A 10808-nucleotide genomic window follows, 5' to 3' on the forward strand; every position below is an offset into this window, starting at 1 on the left:
AAAGCTGGAACCCTGTAACGGCGCCAGCGCCGCCATACCACCAACCGCCTCCGCGCACTGTGTGCATGCCTCCGGAAGTAGACGGCATAGTCAGTTCCCAACTTATGACTTTCGGGCCGAATGTTTGCGTTGGCTCCGTGATGTGAATTCTCGCGTTCCAGCCCGGCAGCGCGCTGACGGTTACGCCCCCCGGCTGAGATAATGAGATATTCGGACCACTCGCATTGCCAGATACCGCGCTGCCGACGACACTCACCGCGATCTGGCTATACTCATATAATGTGTTGGCAAATGATCCTCCGGAATGGACTTGGAACCCGAGATCGACGCCCCCCGTTCCAGGGACCAAATTGCTCACGACAATCTCGTAATCCGTATATGCGGCAGTGAAGCTCGTCGTGTCCGAGACCGTGGCGCTGTTGTTCGCGGCAAACGTATTCAGTAGGATCGTCGATCCAGACGGGAGATTTGCCGCGACGACATTATTCTGCGTCGCCATTGTCCCGAGGCCGAGATTTGTCCGCGCCGTCGCAACATTCGACACATCGCTGAGATTGTTCTCCGGTCGCAGGAATACGAGAGTCGATTGAAGACCGGCAATCGTCGCATTGATAGGCGCTACTGTCGTATCGATGTAATTCTTCGTGGCGACATCCTGCGCGGAGGTCGGCTCTGCGGCATTGACGACCTTGAACCCGCCCATCGGCAGGTTCGCGCCCATGGCGGAGCGTCCTTGCCGGTCGAGCGAGTTCGTCAGCTCCGTCCCGATATCGGTAATCAGGCTGTTGTAGGCGTCTGGGGAAATGATATTCCCTTGAACGGCCTGCGTGTTTGACGGCTGTGTGTAGATGCCGCTCGCGTTTCTGGGCACGGTCTTGATTTCCTCGCGTGAAGGCGTAGGGTCAGGTCCCGCTTTTCAGCAGGATTGGAGAGGATTGAATGTTGAAGCGATTTGTCGCGGCCATCGGTTTGGCCGCTGCGCTATCTGGTTGCGCTGCTCAGTTGGCTCAGCAGGCGGACGCCGAGTGCAAGTCTTTCGGCGCCGCGCCAGGAACCGCCGCCTATGTCGATTGCCGCTTGCGTCTCAAGCAAATGCAGGAAGCGCGAGCCGCCGCCATCGCCGGCGCCGGGCCGGTGACGTGCCAGCAGTTCGGAACGACAACCACTTGCTTCTGAGGCGCGCCATGAAGTGGAAAATTGCCCAAGGCGCGATTATCGGCTTATTCATCTGGGCTGCATTTGATGGGGCTTCTGAACGGCCTATGCTTCTGGTCGCGACCGGGATTTTGCTCGCAGAAGGCGTGACTATGCTTGTCTGCGAGATCGGAGACGAAATCCGATCATTCCGCTCCAGGCGCCGAGATATTCGAGCGCAGCGCAAGAGCCGCGGCCAAGCGGCGAGCCGCGGGATCGAGTTGTGAAATCAGCCCGAGGTCTGGGGCGAGTTGATTGGACAGATACGCTTGCACTGGGCCTGACATGAGCGCTCGGCCGGCGAGACCGGGCGCGAATGGCGCAGCCGCAGCGCCGAATGCCGCGCCTGGAGCGCCGCCCATAAGAGAGCCTGCTACAGCGCCGGGAGCAGAAAGCATAGATTGGCTCGCGAGGCGTGCGGGCGTCCCGCTGTTAGGCAATGGCGACATGACCCCTACGCCAGCGCGTGCCAAATCCGCGAGATCGCCTTCCCCTCTGACGTAACCGCCTCTCTTGTTCCCCGCGGAAATTGCCGCCCGCAGCGACGCCGGAGAGATATAGCCCTGTGCCGCATTCTCTCCTGCTCCGGCTGCCGCTTTTTCGAGAGCCTTATAATTCACATATTTACGCCGCAACTGCGCCCATGCGCCGACGTCTTCCGGCGAAATCGAACGGGTCATGGCTTCGTCGAGGGCGCCGCGGATATTTCGAAGCGCCTCCGCCCGCGCCGGGTCGGCCATTCTGAAAGTTTCGGCCGTCTTCCCAATCTGAGACCTCATGTTTTGATAGGTTTCGCCGGGGATAGCGCCGCCGCCGATCGCCTTGCCGAGAAGGTCGTCAACAAGTTTCGACACGATTGGAGCGCGCGTGGCCTGCGTCGTCAGATTGTTGTATTCCCGTTCTGCGTCAACGAGCGCTTGCGCAAGAGGCGAGTCCATCTTGAGCGTATTCCGCGCCGAAAGATCGCCGAACCTTTGGCCTAAATCGTCGTAGCCGGCGGCCATTGTATCAGGCGTCGCGCGCGCGGCGTCGATACCAGCCCGCTTCAGCGCCGCCCGCGTGAACGCCTCGCGCTGTGCTTCGTCGAGCGCCGCCGCCTTCCCTCCCGAGCCGGGGAGATCGCCTAAATGGCTTTCCAGATAGCGAAGAGACTTGGAGCCGGTTTTCTGCCCGGCCGTAAGCGGGACACCCTCCTTCGTCAGCGTATCGACAAGTGACCGGCGCTCGTCTGAAATTGCCATCGGCGAAATAATGCGCCCCGGCAAATTCGCGATAGCGTTCCCGCCAACGACACCGGCGAGAGTGCCCGCGAGCCGGGCGGCTGGCATGTCGGGGGCGATCTGCGATGCGGCTTCACCAGAAAGGCCAGGAATGACGCCGTAGCGGATCGCGTTACCCATCATATTGCCGGGCGCGAGCATGGCGGACGGGACGGCTTCTAACGCCGCTCCAACGAATTTGCCGGGGGTCGTCTGAGATTCATGGAATGGACCAGTTACGCTTTCGATCGCTTTTTGGATCTTCGGCGCGAGATAATCGGGGGGCGCGTTTGGATTTTTGCCCCCACGGAGGGCGTTTAGGAGTTCAGCGGTTCCGGCGGGCATAAGACCATCGGATTCGAGCCCGACCTTACGGCCGATCCAATGCAGCCCTTGATTGATCGCAGCCGGGATATCGAACGGCGATGCTACAACGCCGATGGCTCCTCTTGCGAGCGCAGCGGGCGCGGTCTTCACTATATCGCCGATGATGGACGGCGGTTCTGCGGCCGGCGCTGGCTCGCTGGCTTGCTCTATGGAAGCCGGCGGCGGTTCTGCCGGCGGCGGCGCAAACCGCGACCACGGGCCTTCTGCCGGCGCCGTAGAGGCTGGCGCGGCCTGAAAGCGTTCCCAAGGGCCAGCCATTTATTGCACCTTCTCCCAAGCGTTCTGATCGGCAGGGTTCCCGCCCTTGAAGCGGTAGCCGTCGATGACATCTCCAGCTTTCGGCGCGGCAGGCGCGGCAGGCGCCGCCTCTTTCGGAGCCGCCGATGTTTTACCACCGCCGGATTTGTAGAAGTCGCCCTCGCGCAACTGGGATGCTCGCTGCCGGTTGAATTCAAGGCGCTTCTCGGCCATGGCGATGGCGCGATCGTAAATCTTCTGGCGAACCTCGTCAGGCTGAGACGACGCGCCCTGAATTTCGAGTAGTATCTTGCGCTCGCCCTCGGTCGGGGCCGCGCCGAAACTGCTCTTGAGTTGGGCCAATGCCTGCGATGTCATAAGGTTGTCGAGATCGGAGGTCGCCTGCGACGCTTCATTCCCGAAGACCGCCCCGACCTTCGCGACTGCGCTCGCGCCAGGGAAGCCCATCGCCTGCTTGCTCAGCTCCTTCGCTTGATGCAAAGCGGAGATCACGGATTCATTCTGCGAGACCATTTCATCCGCTTCGAGGATGGCCTTCTTATCCGTCGCGCTCAACGGCTGCGCATCTTCGCGGGGGAATTTCCCTGTCAGAATGTATTGCTGATTGCGCGGGTCTTTCGGGTCGCCGCCCTGCTCGACAATGAGGCGCTGCCGAGACGCCGCGTCATCTTCGATATTGCGCGTTTTATCCGAGGCTTTCCTGAAATCCGCGAACGTTCCTTCATACCCGTTCTTTTTGGCGTATTCATATTCCTGGACCGAAGCCGGGGCCTTGTCGTCTTTCGGAGCCGTGTAGATCGCCTTACCGGTAGCGGGGTCGAACAGCGTCTGACCAGCCGAAAGCGTCACGGGATTGGACTGCTTCTGCATTGACTGGAATAACGCGAGCGCGACTTGCGCTTGCGCAGGCGACGCCCATGGGTTCGTGATGACGGCCATCAGCTTTTGCGGATCGTATTTCGGAGCGCCAGCGGCCTGCGCTTGCGGCGTTGTCGCTGTAGCCTGCGCAACCTGTGCGGCGGCCGGGGAGGAGGCTGCAACAGCCGCAGGGGCGGGCGTCGCATCTTCACCCGCTGCGGGAGAGGGCGTCGCGCCAGCATAGGCCAGCGCAGGGCCGGAAGCGCCTGCGGGAGATCCCTGTCCGGTCTGCGGGGCAATCTGTCCATAGAGGCTGCGGGCTGCGGCAACGCGCTGAGCGGCGCCCATAGCGCCCATCGGATTGTCGGGCGTATAGCCCTTGGGCCGCTCGAAGCCGATGAACGCCTGCGCCGCCTCTTCTGGCGTCTTCGCAGCCTGGAGCCGTGAAAGCGTCGGCGCTTCCGTCGAGTGAAGCTCATTATCGAGGAACGCGATCTGCACTTTTGGATCGCGCCAGTCAGCGCCTTGCCCTTGTGCGAAGTTCTTTAGATTCGCCCAACGGTCGTTATGCCACTGAGCCAATCCGCCCGACGTGCCATTGTCGCCAGTGGCGTTCGTCGGATCGAGGCGGCTCTCATGCGCAAGATTGCCGATAATGCCGGCGGCTTGAACAGGGCTATAGCCGCGCTTTGTCAATTCCGTCGCGAGCATTCCGGAATCGGTTGCGAATGTCGGAAGACGCGCGGGCGCCGTCGTTTCCGCGGCGCCCGTCGTGGTTGACGCCGGAGCCATTGCCGAGCCGCCGCCGAGCATCGGCGAGATCGCGCTCATGAACTGCTTATTGAAGTCGGCCTGCGCCGCCGCTTCCTGCTGGTTCGCGCGCGCGTCTTCGAGACCGCCGACGAGAGATTGCGCCAAACGCGCGGCGCCCTGCCACGGCGAGCGAATAGGACTGGCGTCCATGCCCTGCTTCGCCAGCGCGTCGGCGAGCGCGCGCTTGCGCTTGATCGCGTCTGGCGTCACAGGGGCGCTGTTGACGCCGCCGAGAGCGCCGAGCGAACCGAGAGAGGGGAGCGCAAGCGCGTCCGCAAGACCCATGGATTAGACCCCCAAAGCCTTGGCATAGTCCACGGCGAAGAAGCCGCCGACGTTGTGGACCGCTTCCGGCTTCACCCGTGCGACCTCGTCGGCCATCAAGCCCGTGCGCAGCGCGTCGCTCCATAGATATTTAAACATATAGACGCCGAGCCCGTTTTCGAGTTCGCCGATCTTGCGAATGTCCTTCTTGAGCCGTCGGTCAGACCAACCAAGAAGACCACGGCCGACCGTGCCGGCGAGCCCGAATATGCCGCCCATCGCAGCCTGACGATTCGCCTGCGATTGCGCCTGCTGTTGCTGCATCGCGCCCATATAGTCAGGGGCGTTGAATTGCGCCTGCGGCGTGTTGACGAAGCTGGAATTCGGCGTCTGCACTTGCGAGCCGGATTGAAGCGCGGAAAGCACGTTGAGCGGGCTGTTGTATTCGTTCGTCAAATCATTAACAGCCGTCTGGTGGCCTTGCAGATACATATTGTTGTAGGCGTCGCTCTTCTGCTGGCCGAAATTGCGCATCGCCGTGTCATAGGCCGCCGAGCCGGGCTGAACGCCCTTCGCGTAAAGCTGCGCGTCGAGCTGTTCTTGGTTCTGCTGCCACTGCGGATCGAGCGTATTGCGGTTGATCTGGTTGAGCCGAGCTTCGGTATCTGACCATCCGAGTTTGAGCGGCTGGCCGGACAGAGCGCCGAAGCCAGTCCCGAGAAGCGAATTCGCGAGCTTGCCTTGCCCGAGGCGTTCGGCGTTCTGCTGGTCGAGGATCGCCTTTTGCTCGGGCGACAGCGTGATGTTCGCGCGATATCCGCTTGGGGAATTCGGATCGCTAGCATAATCGAGACTGCCATAAGGGTCAGTCTGCGAAACCATCGACATGCGTTGCGAATCCGCCGCCGCTTGCCGGTTCAAGGCATATTGCATCAATGCGTTCTGCGCCGCGTTCCCGCCGCCTCCGCCTCCGTTCATATTGTTCCCCTCACGATTTTCTGTTCCGCCCGCGTCAGACCAAAAACGATTCCGTCTTCCTCGCCGAAATACTCGCGGAGCCGGCCCTCATGGCGAAACCCGAGCGCACGCAATCCTCGCTGCGCGCGCGCATTGCTCTCTTTCGTTATCGCAGTGATGCGCCGCGCCACCGTAAAGCAGTATCGCGCAATCTGCCGCACGGTCCTCACATCGAACGCGCCAGGGCCGACGACCGTCAATTCGACATTGTTCGGGCATGTGTAATTGTTGAGGATGCAAGCGCCGATGATGCCGCTCTGATCCACAACGAGCCATCCGACTGCCGGCTTTGCTATCGATATCTCGAGGCGTTTGCCGGCCCAATAGATGGCGAGATCGTCATCATGAATGAGAGACTTCATCCGATCGCCGATCCTGTCTCATAGATGACCTGGAAACCAGTGAGCCGAAAATCAGGCTGCAACCCTGCATAGTCCAGTGTGATTTGCAGCACAGGCGATATCACTTCTCCGAGCCCTGCCGGAGAGGTCCAAAAGCTGAGATCGAACAGCAATGCGGGCCAAACATCGATGCCCCATCGAGCAAAGCCCCATCGCGCGACGCCCACTGCCGTCGAGATCGTAGCGCTAGGCGGAGCCGGTATAGATGGATCATAATCGACGCGCGTCGTCACTTGCACAGCGCCGTAGAAATTCGCCTGTAGCTGCGTCTTGATGAGCTTTATTTGCTTTCTGACGCCGAACGATTCGAGATGCGTAAATGACGGGAAGATCGTCGCCGTATATGGCCGCCCATCGTCAGTCGCGCCGACCTCGGCCTGCATGATGCGCCCGTCAGATGAACCATAGAATAGCTGATTGTCGAACAGCGCGAAGCAGTTCGCGTCCCATCCGAGATAGCGCCCCCAGGCTCCGGTCCGCGAGTTGGCGACGAATTGCGTTTTGTCTTCTGGCCCGGAGTGAGGAAGATTGACGATCGCCATGCTGTTCAGCGGCCAGATAATCGCTTGCCAGCCATCGAGGCCAGTGCGCTGATTGACTGCCTTGATCCATGCCGGCATGATTTTCTGCGTCAGCGCGACATTCTGCAACGCCTGTTGGTCGAGCGTCTCGACCTTTGACATCGGGACGATTCCATCCTCGGTAAGGATGAGCAGATCGCCGCCCGTGTTGAGCAGACATCGCCGACCGAGCGGCTTCGATATCTTGTAGATGCCCTGCTTGGCCCAATCCGTCGAGCCGGGATAGAGCCCGGTATAGACTGCGACCTCGCCCTCGCTCGAGACGAACACGCAAGCCTCGAACAATCCATTGATCGTCGGCAGCGCCCATGTGCCGCCGCAGAGCAAATACCCACCGCGCGTGAATACCGATGTGAGCGGGAATTTCGTCGCCTGGCCGCCGATGCTATCGAGACCGAGATACCACGCGTTCAAAGACCCGCGCTCGACACCGTAAATCCTGTTTTTGTAGACCCAAATTTGGGCGAGTTGGTTGCCCGTCAAGCCGGAGATCGGCGGAAGGATCGACGCCGTAATCGCCGCCGTCGTAAAGCCCGCCGAGGCATTGGCGGACATGGTGATCGTGCCGGCGCCGACATTCATGCTCGATATCGTCGCGCCGTCCGGAATGCCGGGGCCGCTCAACGCCTGCCCATTCACCAAGCCAGTGAACGAGGATACCGCGCTCAATGTCGGCAGGCCAGCCGAAACGGTCGCGGTGAATGAAATCGTCGGGTTCCAGCTCGTCCCGTCGAAGAGTTGAGCCGGATCATAGCCGTTCACCGCTATGAGGAACTGCCCACCCGTGCCGGTGAACTGGACGCTCTCGACCTTCGCGGGCGTCAATCCAGATACGACAGAAGCCCCGACAGGACCGGGGGATGACGCATCATAGATGCTGCCATTCACACATCCGAACATGCGATGCGTGGAGCCGTCCGTCCATGTGAGAATGGAATCTACGACGCCGCCGCTGAGACCAGACGCCCATGTCTGCGTCCCGCCACGAACGCGAACAAAGTCGAGGTTCGGAAAAGCGTTGTCGAGGATAAACGCAGTCTTCGGAGGAGCCTCCGCGAGCGGAGCGCCGACATACAGGCCCTCTACCGGCGCGACGAGAAACGTCGGCGTCGAGACCTGACCTCGCGTTCCGGTCTTTGAGTTTCTGGCCTTGCTTCTGGTGAGCATGTTATTCCACGATCACGGAGGGATGACGGAGATCGTGCCGCCCCAGAAATTTTGAGGAAGATTTATTCCTCTTGCCGTCGCAACCGTGCGGCCCGTATTTTCCTGCCCGAGATAGGCTTGCAGCGCGGTCTCGAAGCGCTCCATTTCGACGCCGTAGTCGAGACCCTTCGCCCGCAGCCACCGCCATATCGTGCCGAGCTCGATAAGCTTCTCCGGGACAAGCGCGACATCATCGTCCGCCGACCACTGGCAAATGCGCACAGGCTCCCCGTGCTGCAAAATCCAATAGTTCGAGCGGAACTGTCCCGTGACGACCTCGCCCGCCGCCAGCGCCGGCCAAAACTCGATCGTCTGCCCGATGAGCCGCCATACGGAAGGGCGCGGGACCGCCGGGAGCGCCTTCAGCATGTTCAGCTCTTCGTCATTCACCGGCCCGCGTAGAGGCATGGTCGGATAGGCGAGAGAGACGAATGTGCCGTTGATGGCGCTCGCCGGCAAGAGCGACGCGAAATCCGCCGGCAAAATCCACAACGTCGTCAGGCCGTCGCCTGTTATTTGATGGCCGACGTTGAGATTGCGCCATGTCCCGCGCCGAGCGATCTCGTCTCCGACATCCTGACTCAGGGCGACAAGCTGCCGAATGTTAGAATCGGCGCTTCCTATCGCCTGTGTGACCGTGGCATTCGAAATGCCAGCGATCGTCACGACATTGGAGATGATCGAGAGAAGCGTCACGCGGCCGTCGCCTTCGCGGCTTCGGCGGCCTCACGCTCCAATCGCTGGCGCGTCTTCCAGTGCAGCCGCTCGGGCGTCTCGCCATCATGGTCTTCGGCGGAACGGCGCGCAAGCTCTTCGACCTGCTTTTGGAGGAGAGCCATCTGTTCTTTCAATCGCTCATTCTCGGCGGCGAATTTCGCGGCGGCGGAGCCGTCGGAAGCGCTCGCGAGCCAAGCGGCCGCCCGGCTGCGCCATGTGCGGCCATCCGGGAAACGATCGATGTGCGCATCCGACACATGCGCCAAATCTTCGACGGAAAAGACGTTCGACGCCTCGAAGGTAAGCGCCTGAGACTTCGCCAGCGGTCCCCATTCACGCAGCGGGGTTCCATTGATCGCGCGCGTCTCTTGCCCCTGCTTCCACCGCGCATATTCGGCGGCGAAACGGCGCTTGATGTTGTCATCGACAATCGTCGATGCGACACTGTAGGGATCGCCGGCGATGCGGATGCGAACGACCTCGACGTTCTTGTAAATGGTGATGCCGGCCTTTTCCGTTTCAGCCTCGTCTTTGACTGGCTCCACGATGAATTCCGGGGTAATGCCGTCGTTCATGCCGGCATAGGTCGTGCCCTTTTCGTCCACAGACGCGAAAGGTTGCACTTCGCCGAAGTAGTTACTCATTTTTGCCTCGGTTGATGGAGGATGCGAGGCGCTGCCGCCTCGCTTGTTTATCAGTTGGCGGCGCTGACGAAGGCGTCGTTGAGATACGCCTCGAGATAGCCCGTCGCCGTGATCGTGATCGTGCTGCCCGTCGCCGTCGCGGCGTTGTTGAGCGTGATCGTGTAGGCGCCGGGATTGCCATCGATCGAGACGATGGTCGAGTTCGCGGCGATGCCGGTTCCGCTCACGGCCTGGTTCGGATAAATCCCCGTCACGGTCGAAATGTTCTTCAGAACCTTCGACGTGTTGGTCGTATCAGCCGTGAACGTATAGGACGCGGCCGGGAGGAAAGCGCCGAACAGCGTCTTCGTGCCGACAGCAGGACCGCCAGTCGGCGCGTCTGCCTGACCGGCCGTCGCCGTCGTCGTCACAGTCTTCTGAACAACGCCAGTGCTCGCCACGTTGAGAAGGGACGTCCCGTCGGTCTGAACCCAAAGGCCGTAATCGCCAGCCGTCTTGAAGGTGAAGGAGAACGGAGCCGACTGCGGACCGCCGAAGCGCCCGCCGACGAAGAAGGTTCCAGCCTTCATTCCGAGCAGCGCATTCGTGCTCGTCGCCTTCAGCGCAGTGAAGTTGTTGTCGATGACGAGCAGGTCGCCCTGATTGAGCACCTGACCGGCCGTCGCCGTGAACTTCACATAGACGAACTCGGCGCCACCGTCGCCTTCCGCAATCACGGAGCCGACGCGGTATTCATAAAAAGGGCCGTTGACCGTATCGACGGGACCAACAGGCGTGTAGATGCGAGGCCCGATCTTATCCCCGATCGGGAAGTAGGAGATAGTCATTGGTTTGGTTCCCTGCGGATCGAAGCCGCGTGAATGAGATGGAGAGGCGACCCGCAAGCCGCCTCATCGCGATCAGGAGAAAAGAACCGCCTGATACTGCCGGCCGGAAGTCGTCATGTTTCCCGCCCAAGCGTAGAAGCGCACAATCGCGTCCTGGTTCACATTCGCGCGATCACCGCCGACGACAGTGAAGTTGCGGGCCGAATGCGGGCGGTAGGAGAAGTAGCTCTCGTTGAGGAAGTAGGCCGTATTCTCCGGAATCTGGCCGTTCTTGCCGCCGTCGAGCACAACCGACACGCGCTTGCCGGCGCCGAGATATTCGAGCGCCGTGAAGCCCGCCGCCGCCATCTTCTCATCAACGATGCGCTGGATCGACTGAAGC

The 10808-nt window shown here is 61.0% G+C and carries 11 protein-coding genes; 1 reads left to right on the top strand and 10 read right to left on the bottom strand.

All coding sequences use genetic code 11. From position 1 onward, the window contains the following. Window positions 1-871 (bottom strand): hypothetical protein (locus WC683_17280; protein ID MFA4974361.1); only part of this gene is annotated, 871 nt, incomplete at its 3' end. A 68-nt stretch (window positions 872-939) separates the two neighbouring features. On the opposite strand from WC683_17280, the gene WC683_17285 reads away from it, so the two are divergent. Further along, window positions 940-1176, top strand: coding sequence for a hypothetical protein (locus WC683_17285; protein ID MFA4974362.1), 237 nt, complete (start codon window positions 940-942; stop codon window positions 1174-1176). A gap of 164 nt (window positions 1177-1340) precedes the next feature. Here WC683_17285 and WC683_17290 read toward each other — a convergent pair whose 3' ends face one another. The 9 genes from WC683_17290 to WC683_17330 all read right to left on the bottom strand — a co-directional run. Beyond that, window positions 1341-3098, bottom strand: coding sequence for a hypothetical protein (locus tag WC683_17290; GenBank protein ID MFA4974363.1), 1758 nt, complete (start codon window positions 3096-3098; stop codon window positions 1341-1343). After that, window positions 3099-5054, bottom strand: coding sequence for a phage tail tip lysozyme (locus WC683_17295; GenBank protein ID MFA4974364.1), 1956 nt, complete (start codon window positions 5052-5054; stop codon window positions 3099-3101). Between the two features lie 3 nt (window positions 5055-5057). Next, complete coding sequence (locus WC683_17300) at window positions 5058-6011, bottom strand: tail fiber domain-containing protein (protein MFA4974365.1); 954 nt, start codon at window positions 6009-6011, stop codon at window positions 5058-5060. Continuing rightward, window positions 6008-6412 carry a GNAT family N-acetyltransferase gene (locus WC683_17305; protein ID MFA4974366.1) on the bottom strand — a complete coding sequence of 135 codons (405 nt, stop codon included), beginning with the start codon at window positions 6410-6412 and terminating at the stop codon, window positions 6008-6010. Before WC683_17305 ends, WC683_17300 begins: the two co-directional genes overlap by 4 nt. Next, entirely contained in the window at window positions 6409-8199 is a 1791-nt protein-coding gene (locus WC683_17310; protein ID MFA4974367.1) for a hypothetical protein, read from the bottom strand. The genes WC683_17305 and WC683_17310 overlap by 4 nt, the downstream gene beginning before the upstream one ends. A gap of 12 nt (window positions 8200-8211) precedes the next feature. Beyond that, window positions 8212-8934: a hypothetical protein gene (locus tag WC683_17315; protein ID MFA4974368.1), complete on the bottom strand. Its 723-nt coding sequence runs from the start codon at window positions 8932-8934 to the stop codon at window positions 8212-8214. Beyond that, window positions 8931-9599 (bottom strand): hypothetical protein, encoded by a 669-nt coding sequence (locus WC683_17320; protein ID MFA4974369.1) that lies wholly within the window; start codon window positions 9597-9599, stop codon window positions 8931-8933. The genes WC683_17315 and WC683_17320 overlap by 4 nt, the downstream gene beginning before the upstream one ends. Before the next feature lie 50 nt (window positions 9600-9649). Beyond that, window positions 9650-10426, bottom strand: coding sequence for a hypothetical protein (locus WC683_17325; protein MFA4974370.1), 777 nt, complete (start codon window positions 10424-10426; stop codon window positions 9650-9652). Window positions 10427-10498: 72 nt separating this feature from the next. Then, window positions 10499-10808, bottom strand: a 310-nt coding sequence (locus WC683_17330) for a phage major capsid protein (protein MFA4974371.1), incomplete at its 5' end; no start/stop codon positions are given.

The organism is bacterium (genome assembly GCA_041648665.1).
Lineage (GTDB): Bacteria > UBA10199 > UBA10199 > 2-02-FULL-44-16 > JAAZCA01 > JAFGMW01.